The sequence below is a fragment of the Streptomyces sp. NPDC059534 genome, from assembly GCF_042743475.1.
GTDB lineage: Bacteria > Actinomycetota > Actinomycetes > Streptomycetales > Streptomycetaceae > Streptomyces.
In genome coordinates this window covers 166944-192100 of record NZ_JBHWAQ010000005.1, presented here as the reverse complement: position 1 = coordinate 192100, position 25157 = coordinate 166944, and the positions used below count along the sequence as shown (strand labels likewise).

General features: G+C 72.0%; 17 protein-coding genes. 14 read left to right on the top strand and 3 right to left on the bottom strand.

Annotated elements, in window-relative coordinates; all coding sequences use genetic code 11:
- The first annotated feature begins 132 nt into the window (after positions 1-132).
- Entirely contained in the window at positions 133-1170 is a 1038-nt protein-coding gene (locus ACFVZH_RS08515; protein WP_384894616.1) for a LacI family DNA-binding transcriptional regulator, read from the top strand.
- Between the two features lie 159 nt (positions 1171-1329).
- Entirely contained in the window at positions 1330-2697 is a 1368-nt protein-coding gene (locus ACFVZH_RS08510) for an ABC transporter ATP-binding protein (protein ID WP_384894614.1), read from the top strand.
- 81 nt (positions 2698-2778) lie between these two features.
- Here ACFVZH_RS08510 and ACFVZH_RS08505 read toward each other — a convergent pair whose 3' ends face one another.
- On the bottom strand, positions 2779-4089 hold the full coding sequence (locus tag ACFVZH_RS08505; RefSeq protein ID WP_384894612.1) for an ROK family protein: 1311 nt from the start codon (positions 4087-4089) through the stop codon (positions 2779-2781).
- 183 nt (positions 4090-4272) lie between these two features.
- Between ACFVZH_RS08505 and ACFVZH_RS08500 the strand changes: the two genes are divergently transcribed.
- The 9 genes from ACFVZH_RS08500 (at position 4273) to ACFVZH_RS08460 (ending at position 20208) form a co-directional block, all read left to right on the top strand.
- Positions 4273-5586, top strand: coding sequence for an ABC transporter substrate-binding protein (locus tag ACFVZH_RS08500; protein WP_384894610.1), 1314 nt, complete (start codon positions 4273-4275; stop codon positions 5584-5586).
- A 14-nt stretch (positions 5587-5600) separates the two neighbouring features.
- Positions 5601-6596, top strand: a complete 996-nt coding sequence (locus tag ACFVZH_RS08495; RefSeq protein WP_384894608.1) for a carbohydrate ABC transporter permease — start codon at positions 5601-5603, stop codon at positions 6594-6596.
- 58 nt (positions 6597-6654) lie between these two features.
- Complete coding sequence (locus ACFVZH_RS08490; RefSeq protein ID WP_384894881.1) at positions 6655-7494, top strand: carbohydrate ABC transporter permease; 840 nt, start codon at positions 6655-6657, stop codon at positions 7492-7494.
- Between the two features lie 38 nt (positions 7495-7532).
- Entirely contained in the window at positions 7533-8891 is a 1359-nt protein-coding gene (locus tag ACFVZH_RS08485) for a GH1 family beta-glucosidase (RefSeq protein ID WP_384894606.1), read from the top strand.
- Between the two features lie 181 nt (positions 8892-9072).
- Positions 9073-10083 (top strand): LacI family DNA-binding transcriptional regulator, encoded by a 1011-nt coding sequence (locus ACFVZH_RS08480; protein ID WP_384894604.1) that lies wholly within the window; start codon positions 9073-9075, stop codon positions 10081-10083.
- Positions 10084-10378: 295 nt separating this feature from the next.
- Positions 10379-13753 (top strand): CARDB domain-containing protein, encoded by a 3375-nt coding sequence (locus ACFVZH_RS08475; RefSeq protein WP_384894602.1) that lies wholly within the window; start codon positions 10379-10381, stop codon positions 13751-13753.
- A 78-nt stretch (positions 13754-13831) separates the two neighbouring features.
- Positions 13832-18118: a discoidin domain-containing protein gene (locus tag ACFVZH_RS08470; RefSeq protein ID WP_384894600.1), complete on the top strand. Its 4287-nt coding sequence runs from the start codon at positions 13832-13834 to the stop codon at positions 18116-18118.
- A gap of 258 nt (positions 18119-18376) precedes the next feature.
- Positions 18377-19144, top strand: coding sequence for an IclR family transcriptional regulator (locus ACFVZH_RS08465; protein WP_384894598.1), 768 nt, complete (start codon positions 18377-18379; stop codon positions 19142-19144).
- A gap of 44 nt (positions 19145-19188) precedes the next feature.
- Positions 19189-20208 carry a phosphotransferase family protein gene (locus ACFVZH_RS08460; protein ID WP_384894596.1) on the top strand — a complete coding sequence of 340 codons (1020 nt, stop codon included), beginning with the start codon at positions 19189-19191 and terminating at the stop codon, positions 20206-20208.
- Between the two features lie 11 nt (positions 20209-20219).
- Here the strand turns inward: ACFVZH_RS08460 and ACFVZH_RS08455 are convergent, their stop codons facing one another.
- The gene (locus ACFVZH_RS08455; RefSeq protein ID WP_384894594.1) at positions 20220-20798 is read right to left on the bottom strand and encodes a GNAT family N-acetyltransferase; all 579 of its coding nucleotides are present in this window, start codon (positions 20796-20798) and stop codon (positions 20220-20222) included.
- 60 nt (positions 20799-20858) lie between these two features.
- Between ACFVZH_RS08455 and ACFVZH_RS08450 the strand changes: the two genes are divergently transcribed.
- Both ACFVZH_RS08450 and ACFVZH_RS08445 read left to right on the top strand, forming a co-directional pair.
- A complete protein-coding gene (locus ACFVZH_RS08450) occupies positions 20859-21260 on the top strand; it encodes a hypothetical protein (RefSeq protein WP_384894592.1) in 402 nt (133 codons plus the stop codon).
- Positions 21261-21416: 156 nt separating this feature from the next.
- Complete coding sequence (locus tag ACFVZH_RS08445; protein ID WP_384894590.1) at positions 21417-23456, top strand: calcium-binding protein; 2040 nt, start codon at positions 21417-21419, stop codon at positions 23454-23456.
- A 59-nt stretch (positions 23457-23515) separates the two neighbouring features.
- Here ACFVZH_RS08445 and sigJ read toward each other — a convergent pair whose 3' ends face one another.
- Entirely contained in the window at positions 23516-24493 is a 978-nt protein-coding gene (gene sigJ, locus ACFVZH_RS08440; protein ID WP_384894588.1) for an RNA polymerase sigma factor SigJ, read from the bottom strand.
- Positions 24494-24662: 169 nt separating this feature from the next.
- Here sigJ and ACFVZH_RS08435 point away from each other — a divergent pair, with 169 nt between their 5' ends.
- A complete protein-coding gene (locus ACFVZH_RS08435) occupies positions 24663-25067 on the top strand; it encodes a hypothetical protein (RefSeq protein WP_384894586.1) in 405 nt (134 codons plus the stop codon).
- The last annotated feature ends 90 nt before the right edge of the window (positions 25068-25157 follow it).

The window sequence follows — 25157 nt, the reverse complement described above, 5'->3', positions numbered from 1 at the left end:
TGCCCGGAGAATTCCGTGCGCGGGAACGGAGAAATCCCTTCCGTGAATACCGGGCCGGGGCCCGGGCGGCCCGACGGCAGTTCCCGTGGCCCGCCCACCGGGTCCCGGAAAACGGCACGTTAGAGTACGGGAGTGATCAGGCGGGGACCGACGCTGGAGGACGTGGCGCGGGAGGCGGGCGTCTCCAGGGCGACGGTCTCGCGTGTCGTCAACGGGGTGCGCAACGTCGACCCGGCGATCCAGGACGTGGTGCGGCAGGCCATCGAGCGCACCGGATACACCCCGAACAGCGCCGCCAGGACCCTGGTCACCGGCCGCGGTCCGCAGCCCGACGCGCGCACCGAGACGGTGGCGCTCGTCATCTCCGGCGCGGGGGACGCGTTCGCCGCCAGGGTCTTCGCCGACCCCTTCTTCGGGCGTGTGGTCAGCGGAGCCGTGACGTACCTGCGGGGGCGCGCGGCGCATCCCGTGCTGATGTTCGCGGAGTCCGGGGCGGCCAGGCGGCAGGTGGTGGACCACCTGCGCCGGGGCAGCGCGGACGGGGCCCTCGTCGTGTCCATCCAGGCCGACGACCCGCTGCCCGGACTGCTCTGCGCCGCCGGCATCCCGCTCGTACTGTTCGCACGGCCGCCGGAGGGACCGGCGGTGAGCTACGTGGACATGGACCACCGCGAGGGCGGCCGGCTGGCCGCCGCGCACCTGCTGGCCAGGGGATGCCGTCACCTCGCGACGATCCGCGCCCCCCGGGACCTCCCGGCCGGCGAGGACCGCCTCGCCGGGTTCCGCGACGCCCTGGCGGCCGCCGGCCGGACCCCGCCGCCGGTGGTGGAGGGCGGCTTCACGGTCGACAGCGGCGCGGCGGCGATGCGCCGGATCCTGGCGGAGCACCCGGGGGTGGACGGCGTCTTCGCGGCCAACGACCTGATGGCGCAGGGGGCGTGCGAGGTGCTGAGCGAGCGGGGCCTGAGCGTGCCCGGGGACGTGGCGGTGGTCGGCTTCGACGACTCCAGCGTCGCCGTGACCTGCCGGCCGCCGCTGACCACCGTGCGCCAGCCCGTCGAGAGGATGGCCGCAGCGATGGCGGAGCTGCTCGTGGGGCAGGTCCAGGGATTGCCGGGCCCGACGCGCCTGGTGTTCGACCCCGAACTCGTCGTCCGGGAATCGGCCTGACCGGACCGCGCGACGACCGTCGGGGCGCCGCGCCGACGGAGTTCGCCCGCCGGTGAATTCCTCTTTTTCCATACGTACGAAACTGTTCCGCAGCGCTTCGCAATGGGCTACTTTCGGCCACACACCCCCCTGTGATCCTTCTACTCCGGGCGGATTTCCATGAGTCGCGCCATCGTGCTGCGAGATGTGAGCAAGAAATACGGCGGTTCCCACGTGGTGCGGAGGGTCTCCCTCACCGTCGAACCGGGCGAGTTCCTGGTGCTGCTCGGCCCCTCCGGATGCGGCAAGTCCACGGTCCTGCGGATGATCGCCGGCCTGGAGGACATCACCGACGGCGACCTGTTCCTCGACGGGGAGCACGCGAACGACGTGCCGCCCCGCGAGCGGGACATCGCCATGGTGTTCCAGAACTTCGCCCTCTACCCGTCCATGACCTCGCGGGAGAACATCGGCTTCCCCCTGAAGCTGAGGGAGCCGTCGGCGGACCACGACCCGCAGGTCGAGGCGACCGCGCGGATGCTCGCCATCGAGGACCTGCTCGACCGGCTGCCCGGGCAGCTGTCCGGCGGCGAGCGCCAGCGGGTGGCGATGGGCCGGGCGATCTCCCGCCGCCCGTCGGTCTTCCTCCTCGACGAGCCGCTGTCCAGCCTCGACGCCAAGCTGCGCGGCCATCTGCGGGCCGAGATCGCCCGGCTCACCGAAGAACTGGGCGTCACCACCGTCTATGTGACGCATGATCAGTCCGAGGCGATGTCGCTGGGCGACCGGGTCGCGGTCATGCGCGACGGTGTCCTGCAACAGGTCAGTCCACCCCAGGAGTTGTACGCACGGCCCGCCAACGTCTTCGTCGCCGCGTTCGTCGGCACACCGCGCATCAACCTCCTCGACGCGGTCGTCCACGCCCCGCTGGACGGACCGATGAGTCTGGAGCTCGGACGTCAACGCCTGGTGTTGCCGCTGCCGTTGAGCGTCGACCACCAGCTCCTGCGGATCCAGCAGGGGCGCCCGATCATCGTCGGACTGCGCTCCGAGGCGGTACGGATCGCGCCGCCGAGCCAGGCGCGGCCCGGCGAGGCGTCGCTGGTCGGGATCGTCGAGCACGTCGAGTACCAGGGCCACGAGGTGCTCGTGCACCTCGACACCGGTTCGCGGCCCGCCGTCGTGGCCGAGCTGGAGGCGTCGCGGCCCCGGTCCGCGGGCCGGCGTGCGGGCGGACGGCGCAAGCGGGGCATCGGCCGGCTCCGGGCGCGCGCGGCGGCCTTCGGCAGGGGCCGGCCGGCGATGGCCGGGGGCCCGAGGGCGGCGGTCCCCGGCGCCGACCCGGTCCCGTCCGGCGACCCGTACGCCGCCCACGAACGCCGCACGGCGGCCCGCAGCGACCTCGTCCTGCGGACCGGGCCCCACGTCCGCGTCCGGGCCGGCGCGCAGGTCCCGCTCCTCGTCGACCTCGCGCAGCTCTACGTCTTCGACCACCAGGGCGCCAGGATCTGCCCGGCCCCGGACGCCCTGCCCGGACTCGACCAGTAGGCCGCGGGGAGGGGTGCGCACCGCTCAGCCCCCTTCACGGGCCGGGCCGTCGCGCGCTGCCGCCGAGTCCCGGACATGTCGCTAGTGCGCGGCCCGCTCGCGGAGCGTCTCCTGCCAGGCCGGTGCCGCTTCCTCGGTCTCCGGCGGCGCGAGGCGGCCGCCGCGCGCGAAGAAGTCCGCGAGGGGGAGGATCGCGGCGCCGACGGTGACGGCGTCCGGGCCGAGGGTGCCGAGGGCGATGCGGACGCGGGAGGCGGGGAAGGTCAGGGCGTACTCCTGCGCGTAGCCCTTGACCGTCTCCAGGAAGCGGGCGCCGAGCTGGAGGCCGGCCCAGCCGCCGACGAGGATGCGTTCGGGCTGGAAGAGGTTGATGAGGTCGGCGAAGCCGGCGCCGAGGTACTCGGCGGTCTCCTCCAGGACGGCGAGCGCCGTGGCGTCCGGGTCGCTGTCCGGATCGGCGGGGTAGGCCGCGGCGAGCATGGAGGTCAGGGCCGTCTCCTCGTCCGCGCCGGCCGGGGGCCGCCCGCCGGCCTCGCGCCAGCGTTCGAGGAGTGCCTCGGCGCCCGCGTACGCCTCCAGGCAGCCCCGGGCGCCGCAGCGGCACCGCCGGCCGCGGACCCGTACCGTCAGATGGCCCCACTCCACCGCCCGGCCGGGCCGCAGGTCGTCCGAGACGACCGAGGCGCCGACGCCCGAGCCGAAGAGCACGACCACGGCGTTGCGCACGCCCCGGCCCGCGCCGAACCACATCTCCGCCTGGCCGAGGGTCTTGGCGCCGTTGTCGATGACGTACGGCACGGATTCGGGCAGGGGGACGGCGGCGCGCAGCAGCTGCTCCAGCGGGACGGCGTCCCAGCCGATGGTCTGGCCGTGCACGACGGCGGTGCCCTCGGGGCCGCGCACGACGATGCCGGGGACGCCGACGCCCACGCCGAGCAGGCGCTCGGGGTCGATGCCGGCCTGCCGGACGACCTCCTCGACGCCGTCGCGGACGTGGCCGACGACGACACCGACCTCGTACCGGTCGACGCGGCGGGGCCCCTCGGGGTCCAGCGGCCGCTCCACGCGCGCGAGTTCGGTGAGCGCCATGTCGAAGAGCTCGACGCGGACGCGGGTCTCGCCGACGTCCACCCCGATCATGTAGGCGCTCGCCTGGCGGACACGGAGGAGGGTGCGCGGGCGGCCGCCGGCCGAGTCGACGCTGCCGGCCTCCTCCACCAGGCCGTCCGCGACGAGTTCGGCGACGACGTTGCTGATCGAGCCCGAGCTCAGTCCGGTCGCGGGGCCCAGCGAGAAGCGGCTCATCGGCCCGTCGAAATACAACCGTTGCAGTACCGCGGAGCGGTTCTCCCGCCGCAGGTCACGCACGGTCCGGCCGCTGCGTACGCTCACCGAGCACCCCATTCCCTTGGTTCGGATTCGAAACATACCCCTGGCGGACCTCTTGACGCCACCTTCGCTTGAGGTTTAACTCACATCCTAAATTAAGTCGGGAGAGGGCTTCGGAGGTTGAACGCGGGGCGTTGCGCTCCCTCCTCCCCGACTTCCACGACCCCACGAAAGGCCCCTGGGATCATGCGCAGAATCAGAGCCGCCGCCGTCGGTGCCGTCACCCTCTCCCTCGTCCTCTCGGCGGCCGCCTGCGGAGGCGGCTCCACGGACGGGGCCTCCAACTCCCAGCCCAAGATCCTCACCTACTGGGCCTCCAACCAGGGCGCCAGCCTGGAGGTCGACAAGAAGGTCCTCCAGCCCGAACTCGACAAGTTCGAGAAGGAGACCGGCATCAAGGTGAAGCTGGAGGTCGTCCCCTGGTCGGACCTCCTCAACCGCATCCTCACCGCCACCACCTCCGGTCAGGGCCCCGACGTCCTCAACATCGGCAACACCTGGAGCGCCTCCCTCCAGTCCAGCGGCGCCCTGCTGCCCTGGGACGCGAAGCACTTCGACCAGATCGGCGGAAAGGACCGCTTCGTCGCCTCCGCCCTCGGCTCCACCGGTGTCCAGGGCCAGGACCCGGCGGCCGTGCCGCTGTACTCCATGGCGTACGCGCTCTACTACAACAAGAAGATGTTCAAGGACGCCGGCGTCGAGAAGCCCCCGGCCACCTGGGACGAGCTGATCGCCACCGGCAAGAAGATCACCAAGGACGGCACGTCCGGCATAGGCGTCGAGGGCTCCAACCTCTCGAACAACATCCACCAGGTCTTCGTCCTCGGCAAGCAGCACGGCGCCGACTTCTTCACCCCCGACGGCAAGGCCGACTTCACCTCGGACGGAGCCGTCGCCGCCGTCAAGCAGTACGTCGACCTCATGGCCGCCGCCAAGATCGTCGCCCCCGGCAACGCCGAGTACGCCCAGAACCAGTCGCTCAGCGACTTCGCCAAGAACAAGACCGCCATGGTCCTCTGGCAGACCGCCTCCGCCACGTTCAAGGCCCAGGGCATGAACGACGACGAGTGGGGTGTCGCCCCCGCGCCCGTCCCGTCCGGCGCTCCGGGCCAGGGCAAGGCCACCAACTCCATGGTCGCCGGCATCAACATGGCCGTCTTCAAGAACACCAAGAACATCGACGGCGCCATGAAGTTCGTGAACTTCATGACCGGCGACGAGGAGCAGAAGATCCTCAACACCGCCTACGGCTCCATCCCGCCCGTGAAGAGCGCCCAGCAGGACCCCGCGTTCAACAGCCCCGCCCTCGCCGTCCTGCGCGACACGCTCGCCACCAGCGCCGCCGCCCTCCCACAGGTCCCGGAGGAGTCGCAGTTCGAGACCGTCGTCGGCACCGCGGTCAAGGAGCTGTTCGCCGACGCCGCCGCCGGCCGCGCCGTCACCACGGATTCCGTCCGGGCCAAGCTCGAAAAGGCCCAGCAGCAGATGCCCAAGAAGTGAGTCCGGACGCCACCATGACCACCACCGCCATCGAGAAGACCGGCGGACGGAGCGAACAGCGGAACACCCCCGGGACGGCGCCGCGCAGGCGCCGCCCCGGGCGGCTCCGGGCCCTGAGCCTGCCGTACCTCCTGCTCCTGCCGGCCCTGATCCTCGAACTCCTGGTCCACCTCGTGCCGATGTTCATCGGCATCGTGATCAGCTTCCGGGAACTCACCCAGTTCTTCATCCGGGACTGGACCAGCGCGCCCTGGGCCGGGCTGGACAACTACGCCGTCTCGGTCGACTTCGACGCCCCCGTCGGCGAGGCCCTGCTCGCCTCGTTCCTCACCACCTGCCTCTTCACCCTCTGCTCGGTCGGCCTGTGCTGGCTGCTCGGCACCGCGACCGCGATCTTCATGCAGGAGACCTTCCGGGGCCGGGGCTTCCTGCGCGCGCTCTTCCTCGTCCCGTACGCCCTGCCGGTCTACGCGGCGGTCATCACCTGGGCGTTCATGTTCCAGCGGGACAACGGCCTCGTGAACCACGTCCTGCACGACCAGCTCGGCATCGGCGACAGCCCCGCGTTCTGGCTCATCGGCGACAACGCCTTCGTGACCCTGCTCGTCGTCTCCGTCTGGAAGGGCTGGCCCTTCGCCTTCCTCATCATGATGGCCGGGCTCCAGAACATCCCCAAGGAGATCTACGAGGCCGCGGCCCTCGACGGAGCGGGCATCTGGCAGCAGATCCGCCGCATCACCCTCCCGTCCCTGCGCCCGGTCAACCAGGTCCTGGTCCTCGTCCTCTTCCTCTGGACGTTCAACGACTTCAACACCCCCTTCGTCCTCTTCGGCAAGGCGGCCCCCGAGTCCGCGGACCTGATCTCCCTGCACATCTACCAGTCCTCGTTCCAGACCTGGAACTTCGGCACCGGCTCGGCGATGTCCGTGCTGCTCCTGCTCTTCCTCCTGGTCGTCACCGGCGGCTACCTGCTGCTCACCTCCCGGGGAAGGAAGGCCACCGATGCCTAGCAGCCGCACCGCGCCCCCGCGCACCCCGACGGCCCGCCGCGGCCGGCCCCGCTCGCCGATGGCCGCGCCCCGCTCCTTCCTCTGGAGCCGCCGGATCTTCCTCACCCTGATCACCGGCTTCGTCCTGCTGCCGGTGTACGTGATGGTGTCCAGCTCGCTCAAACCGCTCGAGGACGTCTCGGGCAAGTTCCAGTGGATCCCCTCCGGGCTCACCCTGCGCCCGTACGCCGACATCTGGGAGACCGTCCCGCTCGCCGACTACTTCGTGAACTCGGTGGTCGTGGCCGGAGTCGCGACGGTCTGCTCCGTCACCATCGCGATCTTCGCCGCCTACGCCGTCAGCCGGTACGACTTCCGCGGCAAACGCGTCTTCACGGTCACCGTCCTGTCCACGCAGATGTTCCCCGGCATCCTCTTCCTGCTGCCGCTGTTCCTCATCTACGTCAACATCGGCAACGCCACCGGCATCGCCCTCTTCGGCTCGCGCGGCGGTCTGATCCTCACGTATCTGACCTTCTCGCTGCCGTTCTCCGTCTGGATGCTCATCGGCTACTTCGACGCGGTCCCGCGCGACCTCGACGAAGCCGCCAAGGTCGACGGCTGCGGACCCCTCGGAGCCCTCTTCCGGGTCATCGTCCCCGCCGCGATCCCCGGCATCGTCGCCGTCGCCGTCTACGCCTTCATGACCGCCTGGGGCGAGGTCCTCTTCGCCTCCGTCATGACCAGCGACACCACCCGCACCCTCGCCGTCGGCCTCCAGGGATACGCCACCCAGAACGACGTCTACTGGAACCAGGTGATGGCCGCGTCCCTCGTGGTCAGCGTCCCCGTCGTCGCCGGCTTCCTCCTCCTCCAGCGCTACCTCGTCACCGGCCTCACCGCGGGCGCGGTCAAGTGACGCCCCCCACCGGCGCCACCGCCCCTGAAAGGACTCCCGTGTCTGAACCGCTCGACCTCGCCGCCTTCCCGCCCTCCTTCGTCTGGGGCACGGCCACGTCCGCGTACCAGATCGAGGGCGCCGTCGCCGAGGACGGCCGCGCCCCCTCCATCTGGGACACCTTCTCCCGTACGCCGGGCGCCGTCGACAACGGCGACCACGGCGACACGGCCTGCGACCACTACCACCGCTGGCCCGAGGACGTCGCCCTGATGAAGGAGCTCGGGACCGACGCCTACCGGCTGTCCGTCGCCTGGCCCCGCGTGGTCCCCGGCGGCGACGGCCCCGTCAACGCGGCCGGACTCGACTTCTACGACCGGCTCGTCGACGGACTCCTCGACGCTGGCATCACGCCCTCCGTCACCCTCTACCACTGGGACCTGCCGCAGGCCCTCCAGGACCGCGGCGGCTGGACCGTCCGCGAGACGGCCGAACACCTCGCGGCCTATGCCACCGTCGTCGCCGAACGCCTCGGCGACCGCGTCACCCAGTGGGCCACCCTCAACGAACCCCTCTGCTCCGGCTGGATCGGCCACCTTGAGGGCCGCATGGCCCCGGGTCTCACCGACCTGACGGCCGCGGTCCGCGCCTCGTACCACCTCCTGCTCGCCCACGGCCTCACCACACAGGCCGTCCGCGCCGCCGCCCCCGGCGCGCAGATCGGCCTCGTCACCAACCACTCCACCATCGCGCCCGCCTCCACCCGGCCCGAGGACATCGCCGCCGCGGCCCGCATGGACGGCCACACCAACCGCTGGTGGCTCGACCCGGTATACGGCCGCGGCTTCCCCGCCGACATGCGCGAGCTGTACGGGGTCGAACTCCCCGAGCGCCCGGGGGACCTGGAGACCATCGCCACCCCGCTCGACTGGCACGGCCTCAACTACTACTTCCCCGCCACCGTCGCCGACGACCCCGCCGGCCCCGTCCCGTACGCCACCGAGGTCCGGCTGCCCGACGTGCCGCGCACCGGCATGGACTGGCAGATCGACGCGGGCGGCCTGGAGGCGTTCCTGCTGCGGCTCACCGAGGACTACGGCGTACGGAAGCTGTACGTGACCGAGAACGGCTCGGCCTTCCCCGACACGGTCGGCCCCGACGGCCAGGTCCACGACCCCGAGCGCGCCCGCTACCTGGAACAGCACCTCGCCGCCTGCGCCGCCGCCGTGCGCAAGGGAGCCCCGCTCGCCGGCTACTACGCATGGTCCCTGCTCGACAACTTCGAATGGGCCTACGGCTACGACAAGCGCTTCGGCCTCGTCCACGTCGACTACGCGACGCAGCGGCGCACCGTGAAGACGAGCGGGCGCCGCTACGCGGACATCGTCCGGGCCCACCGGGAGGCGACCTCCGGCTGACCGCGGAGCCGCCCGACCACCTGAGAGCCGCCCCCGAACGCAGTCGGGGGCGGCCTTCGGCATGCCCGCGCGAGGAGGGTGCCGGCACGGCCGGGCGACGGGCGCGAACCGGGCGCTGCCGGGCGCGGTCGATTGCGGGTAGCCGCAACTGGCTTGCGCCACTTGCGCTAGTCTTGCGGTCATGACGCGACGACTTGCTCAAGTGGCGAAGAAGGTGGGGGTCAGCGAGGCGACGGTCAGCCGTGTCCTCAATGGCAAGCCCGGGGTCTCCGAAGCGACACGGCAGTCCGTGCTCACCGCCCTGGACGTCCTCGGCTACGAGCGGCCCACGCAGCTGCGCGGTGAGCGCGCGCGCCTCGTCGGCCTGGTCCTTCCGGAGCTCCAGAACCCGATCTTCCCCGCGTTCGCCGAGGTCATCGGTGGTGCGCTCGCCCAGCAGGGGCTGACGCCCGTGCTCTGCACGCAGACCAAGGGCGGCGTCTCCGAGGCCGACTACGTGGACCTCCTCCTCCAGCAGCAGGTCTCCGGCGTGGTCTTCGCCGGAGGTCTCTTCGCCCAGGCCGCCGCGCCGCACGACCACTACCACCAGCTGGCGGAGCGGAACATCCCGGTCGTCCTCATCAACGCGGCGATCGAGGGGCTGAACTTCCCCTGCGTCTCCTGCGACGACGCCGTCGCCGTCGAGCAGGCATGGCGCCACCTCGCCTCCCTCGGCCACGAGCGGATCGGGCTCGTCCTCGGGCCCGGCGACCACATCCCCTCGCGCCGCAAGCTCGAAGCGGCCCGCGGTGTCGCCGCGGCCGCCGGCAAGGAGCTGGCCGACGAGTTCGTCGAGCGGTCGATCTTCTCCCTCGAAGGCGGACAGGCCGCCGCCACCCGTCTCCTCGACCGCGGGGTCACCGGGATCGTGTGCGCCAGCGACCCGCTCGCCCTCGGTGCCATCCGGGCGGCCCGCCGGCGGGGACTCTCGGTCCCCGCGGACGTGTCGGTCGTCGGCTTCGACGACTCGGCCTTCATGAACTGCACCGAGCCGCCGCTGTCGACCGTCCGCCAGCCCATCGAGGCCATGGGCCGCGCCGTCGTCGAGCTGCTCTGCGCCCAGATCCAGGGCACCCAGACCCACCCCGGCGAGCTGCTCTTCGAGCCCGAGCTCGTCGTCCGGGGGTCGACCGCGCAGCCGCCCACCGGCTGAGCCCCGCCGCTCCACCACCCCTCCCTCCCCGCCGGCACCGGCACCGAGGACGCCCCCGAGGCGCCCCGGTGCCGGTGTCTTTTTGCGTCCGGTAGTTCCCCGACCGTTGACAAAGTCGTGACCCGGTAGAAACCTGTCCCCTCAGCGACGCAAAAGATTGACTGAATCACTCAAAAGTCAGGCCATGCGTCGCACTTCACTGTCGGAGTCATGCCGGGTTCCCGCCGAACGCCCCTGTTGCTCTCCTCTCCGCAGGCAGGGCGCGCGCCGCGGCCCGGATCATGGAAAGGTCACCATGAGAGGCACACACCTGAGCCGGCGGCTCACGGCCGGCGCGCTGACCGCCGGTCTGCTCGCCATCGGGCTGCTACCCGCCCCCGCGCACGCCGCGGCGGCGGAACCCAACCTGGCGCTCGGCCGGGCGGTGACGGCCGGCGGCGCCCATGGCGCCTACCCGGCCCGCAACGTCACCGACGGCAGCCAACAGTCCTACTGGGAAGGCCCGGCGGGCTCGTTCCCCCAGTGGGTGCAGATCGACCTCGGCGCCGCCGTGAGCGTCGACCGGGTGGCGCTGAGACTCCCGACCGGCTGGGAGGTGCGCTCCGAGGCCGTCGGCGTGCTCGGCAGTACCGACGGCACCACCTTCACCACCCTCTCCGCCCCGAAGGCCCGCGCTTTCGACCCCGCCGCGGCCAACGCCGTGGGCATCGACCTCGCCTCGGCCACCGCCCGGTACGTCCGGATCCAGGTCGACTCCAACACAGGCTGGAACGCGGCCCAGTTGTCCGAGGTCGAGGTCTACGGCGAGAGCGACGGAGGCCCCGTCGACCCGCCCGCCGGGGGGACCGACCTGGCCCGCGGCAAGCCGATCGAGGCGACCTCCACCACCCAGAACTACGTCGCCGCCCACGCCAACGACGGCGACGCCACCACCTACTGGGAGTCGGCCGGATTCCCGGCCGACCTGACCGTGCGGCTCGGCGCGGACGCCGACCTCGGCGCGGTGGTCGTGAAGCTCAACCCCGACCAGGCGTGGGGCCCGCGGACCCAGTCCTTCCAGATCCTCGGCCGCCCGCAGGGAGCCACCGCCTTCACCACCCTGAAGGCCCGGGCCGACTACGCCTTCTCCCCGTCCTCCGGCGGGAACTCCGTCGTCGTCCCGGTCACCGGCCGCTACGCGGACCTCCGGCTGGCCTTCTCCTCCAACACGGGCGCCCCCGGCGCCCAGGTCGCCGAAGTCCAGGTCCTCGGCACGGCGGCCCCCAACCCCGACCTCGTGGTCACCGACCTGGCCTGGACCCCGTCCGCACCGTCCGAGGCGGACACCGTGACGGTCAACGCCACGGTCCGCAACTCCGGCAACGCGCCCGCCGCCGCCACGACGGTGAACGTCAGCGTCGAGGGCGCCGTCGCCGGCTCCGCCCCGGTGGCCTCCCTCCCCGCCGGCGCGTCCACGACCGTCGCGGTCCCCGTCGGCCGACGCCCGATGGGCGCCTACACCGTCTCGGCGGTCGTCGACCCGACGGACACCGTCGTCGAACAGGACAACGGCAACAACAGCCGTACCGCCGCAGGCAAACTGACCGTCGGTCAGAGCCCGGGCCCCGACCTGAAGGTCACGGGCATCACCGCCAACCCGTCGGCGCCCGCCGTCGGCGCGGCCGTCTCCTTCACCGTCGCGGTCCAGAACCGCGGCACCACCGCCGTCCCCGCCGGCACGATCACCCGCCTCACCGCCGGTACCACCACCCTCCAGGGCACCACCCCGGCCATCGCCGCCGGAGAGACAGCCGCCGTCGGCGTCGCCGGGACCTGGACGGCCACCAGCGGAGGCGCCACCCTGACCGCCACGGCGGACGCCACCGGCACCGTCACCGAGACCGACGAGTCCAACAACGTCTTCGCGCGCTCCCTCGTCGTCGGACGCGGCGCCGCCGTGCCGTACACGGAGTACGAGGCGGAGGACGCCCGCTACCAGGGCACGCTCCTGACCAGCGACCAGAAGCGCACCTTCGGCCACACCAACGTCGCCACGGAGTCCTCCGGCCGCAAGTCGGTGCGGCTCACGGCCACCGGCCAGTTCGTCGAGTTCACCTCCGCCAACCCCGCGAACTCGATCGTGGTCCGCAACTCGATCCCCGACGCCCCGACGGGCGGCGGTGCCGAGGCGACGATCAGCCTCTACGTCAACGACACCTTCCTGCGGAAGCTGACGCTCTCCTCCAAGCACAGCTGGCTCTACGGCACCACCGACAGCCCCGAGGGCCTCACCAACACCCCGCAGGGCGACGCGCGGCGGCTCTTCGACGAGTCCCACGCCCTTCTCACGCAGACCTATCCGGTGGGGACGAGGTTCCGGCTCCAGCGGGACGCCGGCGACACGGCCGCCTTCTACGTCCTCGACCTGATCGACCTGGAGCAGGTGGCCCCCGCGGCCACCCAGCCGGCCGGATGCACCTCCATCACCGCGTACGGAGCCGTCCCCAACGACGGGATCGACGACACCGACGCCCTCCAGCGCGCCGTCACCGCCGACCAGAAGGGCGAGATCGGCTGCGTGTGGATCCCCGCCGGACAGTGGCGCCAGGAGCAGAAGATCCTCACCGACGACCCGCTGAACCGCGGCGAGTTCAACCAGGTCGGCATCCGTGACGTGACCATCCGCGGCGCCGGCATGTGGCACACCCAGCTGTACACCACCACCCCGCCCCACCAGGCGGGTGGCATCAACCACCCGCACGAGGGCAACTTCGGCTTCGACATCGACCACAACACGCAGATCTCGGACCTCGCCATCTTCGGCTCCGGGACCATCCGCGGCGGCGACGGCAATGCCGAGGGCGGCGTCGGCCTCAACGGGCGCTTCGGCAAGGGCACGAAGATCAGCAACGTGTGGATCGAGCACGCCAACGTCGGCGTCTGGGTCGGCCGCGACTACTCCAACATCCCCGAACTGTGGGGCCCGGGCGACGGCCTGGAGTTCACCGGCATGCGCGTGCGCAACACCTACGCCGACGGCATCAACTTCGCCAACGGCACCCGGAACTCGACCGTGTACAACTCGTCCTTCCGCAACACCGGCGACGACGCCCTGGCCGTCTGGTCGAGCAAGTACGTCAAGGACACGTCGGTCGACATCGGCCACGACAACCACTTCCGCAACAACACCATCCAGCTGCCCTGGCGCGCCAACGGCATAGCCGTGTACGGCGGTTACGGCAACACCATCGAGAACAACATCATCTCCGACACCATGAACTACCCGGGGATCATGCTGGCGACCGACCACGACCCGCTGCCCTTCACCGGGCAGACCCTCATCGCCAACAACGCCCTGTACCGCACCGGCGGAGCGTTCTGGAACGAGGACCAGGAGTTCGGCGCCATCACGCTCTTCGCACAGGGCCAGGACATCCCCGGCGTCACCATCCGCGACACCGACATCCTCGACTCGACCTACGACGGCATCCAGTTCAAGACCGGCGGCGGCGTGATGCCGGACGTCCGGATCACCAACGTCCGCATCGACGGGTCGAAGAACGGCTCCGGCGTCCTCGCCATGAGCGGGGCGAGGGGCAGCGCCACCCTGAAGGACGTCACGATCACCGGCTCCGCCGAGGGCGACGTCCTCGTCGAACCCGGCTCGCAGTTCGTCGTCAACGCGGGCTGACGCGCGCCACCGCACCCCCACCACACCCGACCGAGCCGTGCCCCGTCGCGTCCGCGCACGGGCCGGGAACGAGGACCGATGAGAATCGACAGCAGGCGATCACGGTGCCTGAGCGCCGTGATCGCGACCGGCCTCCTGGCACTGGGAGGCCCGCTCATGGCCGCCCACGCCGCGGGAGGACCCAATATCGCCCTGGGCGACCCCACGTCGTCGAGCACCGCCGTCGCCGAGTACGGCGCTGCGAACATCACCGACGGCAACCAGGGCACGTACTGGCAGAGTGCCGGCACGACCTTCCCCCAGTGGGTGCAGACCGACCTCGGCACCACCGAGCGGGTGGACGAGGTCGTCCTGAAGCTCCCCGCCGGATGGGAGAGCCGCACCCAGACGCTCTCCGTGCAGGGCAGCGCCGACGGGACCGCCTTCACCACCCTGAAGAGCTCCGCCGCCTACACCTTCACCCCCGGCGCCGGGAACACGGTCACGGTCGCCTTCCCCGCGACCCAGACGCGGTTCGTCCGCATCGCCGTGACCGCGAACACCGGCTGGCAGGCGGCGCAGCTCTCCGAACTCGAGGTGCACGCCGCCGACGGCTCCTCGGCGAACCTGGCGGCCGGCCGGACCCTGACCGCCAGCAGCCACACCGAGGTCTACACGGCGGCGCAGGCGAACGACGGCAACCGGGCCACCTACTGGGAGAGCGCCAACAACGCGCTGCCGCAGTGGCTCCAGGCCGACCTCGGCTCCGCCGTACGCGTCGACCGGGTCGTCCTGCGGCTGCCCGAGACCTGGGGCGCCCGCAGCCAGACCCTGAAGCTCCAGGGCAGCACGGACGGCACCACGTTCACCGACCTCACCGCCTCCCGGGCCTACGCCTTCGACGCCTCCAACGGCCGCTCGGCGACCCTCGCCTTCGACGCCACCACCACCCGCTTCGTGCGGGTCCTGGTCACCGCGAACACCGTCCAGCCCGCCGCCCAGATATCCGAGCTGGAGATCTACGGCCCGACGACCGGCGACACCCAGGCCCCCGCCGCACCCACCGGCCTTGCCTACACCGAACCCGCCACCGGTCAGATCAGGCTCACCTGGAACGCGGCCACCGACAACACCGCCGTCACCGGCTACGACGTGTACGCCAACGGCAGCCTCCTCACCAGCGTCGCCGGCGACGTCACCACGTTCACCGACAACCGGCCGGCGAACCAGACCGTGACCTACCGCGTCCGGGCCAAGGACGCGGCGGGCAACCAGTCCGCCGACAGCAACGCCGTCACCCGCACCGCCGACACCGGGGACACCCAGGCCCCGACCGCACCGGCGAACCTCGCCTACACCGAACCGGCCGCCGGACAGATCAGGCTGACCTGGAGCGCGGCCACCGACAACACCGCCGTCACCGGCTACGACATCTACGCCAACGGCATCCTGCGCACCACCGTCGCCGGCGGCGCCACCGCCTACACCGACACCCAGCCCGCATCGGCCACCGTCACCTACCGGGTCCGCGCCAAGGACGCGGCGGGCAACCAGTCCGCCGACAGCAACGCCGTCACCCGCGTCGGCACCGGCGGCACCGGCACCGACCTCGCCGTCGCCAAGCCGATCAGCGCCTCCTCCACGGTCCACACGTTCGTCGCGGAGAACGCCAACGACAACAACCCGGCGACGTACTGGGAAGGTGCCGGCGACAGCTACCCGAACACCCTCACCGTCAAGCTCGGCGCCGACGCCGACCTCGACCGGCTGGTGCTCCGGCTGAACCCGGACACCGCCTGGGCGGCGCGCTCGCAGACCGTCGAGGTCCTCGGTCGCGAACAGAGCGCCACCGGCTTCACCCCGCTGGCGGCGGCGAAGAGCCTCCGCTTCGACCCGGCGAGCGGCAACACCGTCACCGTCCCGGTCTCCGGGCGCGTCGCCGACGTCCAGCTGAGGTTCACCGCGAACACCGGAGCCCCGGCCGGCCAGCTCGCCGACTTCCAGGTCGTCGGCGTCCCGGCGCCCAACCCCGACCTGGAGGTCACCGGGCTGACCGCGTCTCCCGCGGCGCCGGTCGAATCCGACCCGATCACCGTGTCGGCCACCGTCCGCAACAGCGGCCCGGCCGCCGCACCGGCCAGCGCCGTCGCCCTGCGCCTGGGCGGCACCAAGGTCGCCACCGCCCAGGTCGGCGCCCTGGCCGCGGGCGCCCAGACCACGGTCAGCGCCTCCATCGGCGCCCACGAAGCGGGGACGTACCAGCTCAGCGCCGTCGCCGACGAGGCGAACGCCGTCATCGAGCAGAACGAGTCCAACAACATCCACACCAGCCCCACCGCCCTGGTGGTCAAGCCGGTCGGCGGCTCCGACCTCGTCGCCGCCTCGGTGGCCACCACCCCCTCCAGCCCGGCCGCCGGCGACACCGTCTCCTTCAAGGTCACCGTGAGGAACGAGGGGACCGACGCGAGCGCGGCGGGCGGCCACGGCGTCACCCTCGCCCTCCTCGACTCCCGGGGCACCGTGGTCAAGACCCTCACCGGATCCCACACCGGAACCCTCGGCGCGGGCGCCGGCGCCGAGGTGACCCTCGGCCCGTGGACCGCGGCCAACGGCTCGTACACCGTGCGGACCGTCCTCGCCGACGACGCCAACGAGCCGGCCGTCAAGCGGGCGAACAACACCGCCACCCAGCCGCTGTTCGTCGGACGCGGCGCGAACATGCCCTACGACATGTACGAGGCGGAGGACGGCGCGGCCGGCGGCGGGGCCACCGTCGTCGGACCCAACCGGACCGTCGGCGACATCGCGGGCGAGGCATCCGGTCGCAAGGCGGTCCAGCTGGACGCCACGGGGGAGTACGTCGAGTTCACCACCCGCGCCGCGACCAACACCCTGGTGACCCGCTTCTCCATCCCGGACGCCCCGGGCGGCGGCGGCATCGACTCCACGATCGACGTGTACGTCGACGGGGTGTTCAAGAAGGCACTCCCGCTCACCTCGAAGTACGCCTGGCTGTACGGCAACGAGACCGCGCCCGGCAACTCGCCGGGATCCGGGGCCCCGCGCCACATCTATGACGAGGCGCACCTCCTCCTCGGCGAGACGGTCCCGGCGGGCGCGAAGATCCGGCTCCAGAAGGACGCGGCCAACACCTCCGTGTACGCGATCGACTTCGTCGACCTGGAGCAGGTCGCCCCGGTGCCCAACCCCGACCCGGCCACGTACGCCGTGCCGGCCGGGACCACGCACCAGGACGTGCAGAACGCGCTCGACAGGGTCCGCATGGACACCACCGGCACGCTCGTCGGCGTGTACCTGCCGCCCGGCGACTACCAGACGTCCAGCAAGTTCCAGGTGTACGGCAAGGCGGTCAAGGTCGTCGGCGCCGGACCGTGGTTCACCACGTTCCACGCACCGTCGACGCAGGACGACACCGACGTCGGCTTCCGCGCCGAGGCCGCCGCGAAGGGTTCCCTCTTCAAGGGCTTCGCGTACTTCGGCAACTACACCTCGCGGATCGACGGCCCGGGCAAGGTGTTCGACTTCGCCAACGTGTCGGACATCGTCATCGACGACATCTGGAACGAGCACATGGTGTGCCTCTACTGGGGCGCCAACACCGACCGGATCACCATCAAGAACTCCCGGATCCGCAACCTCTTCGCCGACGGCATCAACATGACCAACGGCTCCACGGACAACCTCGTCACCAACAACGACGCCCGGGCCACCGGCGACGACAGCTTCGCCCTGTTCTCGGCGATCGACGCCGGCGGCGCCGACATGAAGAACAACGTCTACGAGAACCTCACCACGACCCTCACCTGGCGGGCCGCCGGCGTCGCCGTCTACGGCGGCTACAACAACACCTTCCGCAACATCCACATCGCCGACACGCTCGTCTACTCCGGCATCACCATCTCGTCGCTGGACTTCGGCTACCCGATGAACGGCTTCGGGACCGAGCCCACCACCTTCGAGAACATCTCGATCGTCCGCGCCGGCGGCCACTTCTGGGGCTCGCAGACCTTCCCCGGCATCTGGGTCTTCTCCGCCTCGAAGGTCTTCCAGGGCATCAGGGTCAACCACGTCGACATCGTCGACCCCACCTACAGCGGCGTGATGTTCCAGACCAACTACGTGGGCGGCCGGCCCCAGTTCCCCATCAAGGACACCGTCTTCAGCGACATCTCCGTCACCGGTGCCCGCAAGAGCGGCGACGCCTACGACGCCAGGTCCGGCTTCGGCCTCTGGGCCAACGAGATGCCGGAGTCGGGCCAGGGCCCCGCCGTCGGCGAGGTGACCTTCAACGGCCTCGAACTGAACGGCAACGCCGTGGACGTGCGCAACACCACATCCACCTTCAAGATCGACATCAACCCGTAGGCCGGGCGGACTCTCCGGCCGCTCCCGACCACGACCAGCGCAGGCCCCGACCCGGGTCTGCGCTGGTCGCGCGACACGCGCGCTGGCCAGGGGGTGCGTCCGCGTGATGGGCTGTGCACCGGGAGGTCGAACAAGTGGCGTACGTGTCCGGGGGATCACACGTCCAGGCCACCCCGCACGACACCGGACCACTGACCACGGACCACACGCTTCTCCGACCCGCCACGACCAGGAGAGGCGTCCCCAGGGGGACCCGCCATGACTCCACCCACCACAGCAGGCCCCACGCTCATCGGATCGGTCCGGCGAGCCATGCGCCTGCTCGAAGCCGTCGCCGAGGACCCCTCGCGCTCCACGGCCAAGCACCTCGCCCGCCGCACCGACATCCCGATCGGCACCACCTACCACCTGCTCCGCACCCTCACCCACGACGGCTATCTGCACCGCGTCGGCGGCCGCTACCTCATCAGCGCCGCCACCGCCCGACTCGGCGGAGCCGTACCCGAACAGACCTCCGCCCGCGACCTCCAGGCATGGCTCGACTCCCTGCGCGACGAGACCGGAGCCGCCATCTACTACGCCTGGTACGAGGAGGGAGAGGTCAGGATGGTCGCCCAGTCCTCCGGGCCCCGCGCGCCGGCGTGCGAGGAATGGGCGGACTTCCGCCGCACGGCCCACGCCCACGCGATCGGCCAGTGCCTCCTCTCCCAGCTCGATCCCGAGGCCCGACGCGACCACCTGGCCCGCCACCCCGTCGAACCGCTCACCCCGTACACCGTCCCCGACGCCGAAGCGCTGCTGCGCAAGCTCGCCAGGCTCCGCAGGGGACAACCGGTCCAGGAACGCGAGGAGTACGCCCCCGGCACCGTCTGCGCCGCCATCCCGATCTCGGTCGGCACCGTCCCGGCCGCCCTGGCCCTCTCCCTGCCCATGCCCCGCGCCGACCTGCTCGACCCGCTCTCCCACCATCTGCGCCGCCAGGCGGAAACCGCCTTCACGAGCAAGGCGTTCACCGTACGCGTCTGACACGGCGGCGCCCGCGATCCCCCCTTCCCCTACAGGAGCGTTCCATGACCGCCCCCGCCGCACCGGGACCCGACCACGCCCACGCACTCGCCGCCGAACGCGTCCGCCACGCCCTCGGCCCCGTCACCGTCGTGCGCAGCACCCCCCTCAGCGGAGGGCTCTACAACTCCGCCCGCCTGCTGGAACTCGCCGACGGACGGCACCTGATCCTCAAGACCGCGCCCACCGTGACCACCCCCGCCCTCACCCACGAACAGGGCCTGCTCGGGACCGAGGCGCTCTTCCACCGTCTGGCCGCCGCCACCGGCGCCCGCGTGCCCACCGTCCTCCACCACCAACCCGCCGGTCCCGACACCCCCGCCGAGTGGCTGCTCCTCTCCTACCTCGACGGCACCACCTGGGACGCGGCCCGCGACCGGCTCACCCCGGCCGACCGCGCCGCCCTGCGCCGCGGACTGGGGGAGAGCCTGGCCCGCGTCGCCACCGTCACCGGCCCGGCCTACGGGTACCCCCAGCCCGCCGCCGCTCTCACCGCTCCGGACTGGCCCTCCGCGTTCACCGCCATGCTCCACGCCGTCCTCGCCGACGCGACCCGCTTCGCCGTCCGTCTGCCCGCCCCGACCGCGCTCCTCGCCGGCCTGCCCGAGCGCCACGGCCACCATCTCGCCCCGGTCCGCCGCCCCGCGCTCGTCCACTTCGACGCCTGGGAGGGCAACGTCGTCCTCACCCGCGCCGCGGACGACACCTGGCACCTGTCCGGCCTCATCGACGGCGAGCGCGCCTTCTTCGGCGACCCCCTCGCCGAACTCGTCGGCCTCGACCCCCTCGGCACGGCCGAACACGACCCCGACCTCATGGCCGGCTACCGCTCCGTCACCCCCACCCTCACCCTCGACACCGCGGCCCGCGCCCGACTGGCCCTCTACCGGATCTACCTCGCCCTGATCATGCGCGTGGAATCCGCCCCACGCGCCTACGAAGGCTCCTTCGCGACCTGGCTCGACACCTGGTCCGCCGAGCGCATCACCGAGCAGCTCGCCGTACTCGACGACCTGGCGGGCTGACCACCCACCCGTCAGCGCTCCCGGCGGAAGTCCAGCATGCAGAAGACCTTGTCGTAGCGGCGCGTGCCGACGGCGACGAAGCCGGGCAGGCGGCCGTACTCCGAGAAACCCGACGAGCGGTAGAGACGCAGCGCGTCGGTGTTGTCGCCGCGGGCGTCCAGGGTGAGTACCTCGATGCCCGCCCGTTCGGCGTCGGAGACCAGGGCGGTGGTGAGGGCGCGGCCGATGCCGCGGCCCTGGGCGGCGGCGTCCACCGCGAGCTTCTCCAGATCGGCGTGCGGGCGGTGGGTCGGGCGCGTGTAGCGCAGCCAGTAACCGAACCCGACCAGCACGCCGTCCAGATAGGCGGCACGCAGGCTCCCGTCCCCGGCGCGCACCGCGGCGGCGACATGGTCGACGAGCGCCGCCACCTCCTCGGCCGCGGGCGGTTCGACCCAGCCGAGCGCGGCGCCCCCGCGGACCAGGTCCGCCAGGATCCGATGGGCCGACTCCGCGAACCCGGGGCCGAGCGCGGGATCGGAGAAGAGGTCCCCGGCGTCGAGGACGAGTGGCGCACGATGGGTCCCGTCGCCGGTCATGGCTGTCTGCATGACGGGCAGCGTATCCGGCACCCCGCCAGGGGGCGTCCCGCACCGAGAGGACCCACGAGGATGACCCACGACGACGGCACGGCCGTGGAGTACGTACGGTTCCAGTCGCCGCACCGCAACAGCCGAGGCCACTTCACCGGTGTGTTCGGACTCGTCAACACACTGGCGCGGCAGGGGCGGCTCACCGGGGAGCAGGAGTCCTTCCGCCGCGCCGGCAACCGCTGGTACGACGACGCCTACGCCGACCCGTCCACCGTCGACCCCACCGTCTACGACGACGCGGTCAACCCCGGCGCCATGGCCTGGTTCAAGCCGACGGCCGCGCACCTCATCGACCGGGTCCCCGGCTACCTCGCCATCCTGGCCGCCCACGGCGTCGACTGTCGCATGATCAGGTCCGCCGACCCCGGCCGGATCGTCTACGAGGACGACGTCCAGATCGTGGTCGTCCCCCACCCGTAGGGCGTGCCTCCCGAGGAGTCGCGCGCGCTCCCTCACGGGAGTGGATCCCGGGGGCCAGTGGGCGCAGTGCGGCGCGGTCCGCGGGGGAGCGGCCGACCCGCCGGTACGAAGCTGTGCGCTGCCCGTACACCTGCGAAGACGGAGGTTCCCCCACCCATGACCCACGTACAGCTCAGGCAGGCGAGGCGGCGCCGGAGGGCCGGCGGGAGAGCCGGGGCGCTCGTCGCGTGCGGCCTGGCGCTCGCGCTCGCGCTGCCCGGCACCGCGCTGGCCGCACCCGGCGACCTCGACCCGACCTTCGGGCCCGGCGGCCGGGTGACCACGCCCTTCCCCGGATACGCGGAAGGGCACGACATCGCACGCCAGGCCGACGGCAAGCTCGTCATGGCCGGCCTGAGCGAGGCCGGCTTCGCGCTCGCCCGCTACCTCCCCAGCGGCGCCCTCGACACCACCTTCAGCGGCGACGGCCTGGTGACCAGCGACTTCGGCGGCGGCTCCCACTCCGCCAACGCCGTGGCGATCCAGCCGTCGGACGGGAAGATCGTCGTCGCGGGCACCACCGAGGTGATCGCGGAGGAGGGCGGCGGCTGCTGCTTCTTCTCCGTGGCCCGCTACAACACCGACGGCAGCCCGGACACCGGCTTCGGCGAGGGCGGCCTCGTGCGCGTCCAGGAGTTCGGCGGCTCCGCGGACGGCGCGGACGTGGCCGTACAGCCCGACGGAAAGATCATCGCCGCCGGCAAGGGCGGAGGCGGCGGCTTCGCCCTGGTGCGCCTCGACACCACCGGCGGCCTCGACCCGAGCCTGGGCGGGGACGGCGCGGTGGTCGCCGGCTTCACGCCCACCTCACCCCAGGACGTCGGCGGCACCGCCCGGGCCATGGCGCTCCAGCCGGACGGCAAGATCGTCCTGACCGGCTACGTCGGCAACACGGCCTTCGACATCGGCGTCGCCCGCTACCTGTCCAACGGCAGCCTCGACACCACCTTCAGCGGCGACGGCATGGTGACGGCGGACTTCGGCGGCACCGAGTTCGGCAACGCCGTGGCGGTGCAGCCGGACGGCAGGATCCTCGCCGCCGGCAGCGGCGGCGCCGGCTTCGCCCTGCTGCGGTACAACGCCGACGGCAGCCCCGACGCCGGCTTCGGCACCGCCGGGCGCACCTCGGTCGCCTTCCCCGGCGACGGCGGAACCGCCTATGCCATGGCGCTCCAGACCAACGGCAAGATCGTCCTCGCGGGCCGGGCGGACGACCCCGCCGGCTCCGAGGCGAACGACTTCGGCGTCGCCCGCCTCCACCCCGACGGCAGCGTCGACACCGGCTTCGGCGGCGACGGCTTCGTCGTCACCGGCTTCGACGACTTCGACGAGGCCCGCGCGGTACTCGTCCAGCCCGACGGCAGGATCGTCGCGGCCGGCCACGGGGCGGGCTTCGCCTTCGCGCTCGCCCGCTACCAGGGCGGCGACGGCACGCCGCCCCCGCCGCCCAACGCCGACCTCGTCGTGACGCAGGCCCCCACGGCCCCCGTCGGCATCGGCGACCGGGCCACCTACACCATCACCGTCGCCAACTCCGCGACCTCCAACGCCACCGCCACCGGCGTCACCCTGTCGGACACGCTCTCCGGCGCCGGCGCGACCCTCACCTCGGCCGCCTCCTCGCAGGGCAGCTGCACGACCACGACGACGACGGCCACCTGCGCCCTCGGCTCCCTGGCCCCGGGCAGCAGCGCCACCGTCACGGTCACGGCGGAGCCCCGCGCCACCGGCACGATCACCGACACGGCCCGCGCCACCGGAAGCCCGCAGGACCTGTCGCCCTCCGACAACACGGCCGTCGCGACCACCGCGGCCAACAACGCCCGGGGCTGCACGATCATCGGCACCAGCGGAGCGGACACCCTGACCGGTGGCTACGCCAACGACGTGATCTGCGCCCTGGGCGGCAACGACACCGTCCGCTCCGGCTACGGCAACGACACCGTCCACGGCGGCTACGGCAACGACACCATCGACGGCGGCTACGGCGACGACACCCTGAACGGCGGCCCGGGCAACGACTCCCTGACCGGCTACTACGGCAACGACCGCCTCACCACGACCGACGGCGTCCTCGGCAACGACACCGCCAACGGCGGCTTCGGCACCGACACCTGCACCACCGACGCGGGCGACGCCCGCATCAGCTGCCCCTGACCCTGCCCCCTCCGCACGAGAGCCGTCGCCGTCCCCACGGCGACGGCTCTCGGCTCGTCCTACGGGGTCTCGCCGGACCCTTCGTCGTCGGCGGCGTCCTCGGTCCACGGACGGAGCTTCTCCGGGTTGCGGACCGCCCAGATACGGCTGACGCGCCCCTCGGCGAGGTCGAACGCCGCCACCGTCACCGTGGTCCCCGCGAGCTGCGCGACCAGCCCGGGCCGCCCGTTCACCGAGCGCTCGAGGAGCGTGAGCCCCGGGGCCTTGTCCGCGATGTGGATCAGGTACTCGGCGATGCGCTCGGCGCCCTCGACCGGACGGAGGACGGTGCCGACGTAGCCCCCGCCGTCGGCGGTCATCGTCGCCTCGGGGTCGAGGAGGCCGACGAGTGCCTTGATGTCCCTCGCCTCCCACGCCTGCTTGAAACTCCGCACCAGACCGGCCTGCCCCGGCGCCGGAGTCGCCGACGCCTGCGCGTCCCGAATCCGCCGACGTGCCGACGACGCCAGCTGCCGGCAGGCCGCCGCCGTCCGGCCGACGATCTCGGCGATCTCGGCGAAGGGGTAGCGGAAGACGTCGTGCAGGATGAACGCCACGCGCTCGGCCGGCGTCATCGACTCCAGGACGACGAGGAAGGCCATGTTCACCGACTCGTCCAGGGTGACCCGGTCGGCGGGGTCGGCCGGCTCCGCCCGGCCGCCTCCCGCCCGCCCGCTGAACCACTCCGTACGATCCGGCAGCGGCTCCGGTATCCAGGCGCCGACGTACCGCTCGCGCCGGGCCCGCGCCGAGCCGAGCATGTCCAGGCAGACACGGCTGGCGACCGTCGTCAGCCAGGCACCCGGCGACTCCACGGCCTCCTGCTGCTGCCGCGTCATCGCGTACCAACGGGTGTACGTCTCCTGCACGGCGTCCTCGGCCTCGGCCAGTGAACCGAGCAACCGGTAGGCGAGATTCGTCAGTTGCCGCCGCTCGCCGACGATCACGCTCAGCTCCGGCTCGCACCGGTCGAGCTCTGCCTCGGATGGGGTGTTCATGGTCGGACCGCTCCCTCGTCGTTCGATTCCGCACCGCTCTCGACACCGCGGAGATCCGTCACCGGAACAAGAGGCCCAGCGCTTCACCTCACATTCCCCGGACCTGCGTCGTCGAATGATCGAGACAGTACCGATCCACTGCCCACCAGGCAGAAGAGGGGACCGCACCATGGCCACCAACACGACGCCGGCACCGAGAAACCAGACGTTCCTGGAGGTCTCGATCGCCCTGCAGACCCTCACCTTGTTCTGTCAGGCGGCCACCGCGGGACTGCTGCTCTCCTCGTCCGTCGGCGAGCTGCTGCACGGCATCGGCGCGCGCGTGACGTACGGAGCGACGATGCTGTACGTGGTGGCCGCGATCCTCGCCTGGCGTCCGGGCGGCGGATCGCCCCGGCCCATCCTGTACTCGTGCGGCTTCCTCGTACTCTCCTCGTTCCAGGTGGTGTTGGGCATCGCCCACATGCCCACGCTCCATGTCCCCCTGGGTGTCACCATGTTCGGCCTCAGCGTCCTGGCGCTCGGCCAGGTGCTGGCGCCGCGCTTCGCGCGCCGCGCCGCCCTCCGCTCGTAGCGGGCACCCCTCGGGGCGGACCCCGGCGCCCCGCTCCCGGGGACCGGGGCGCCGCCGAGTGGTCCCACCGGAGCGGAAGGGGGAGGCTGG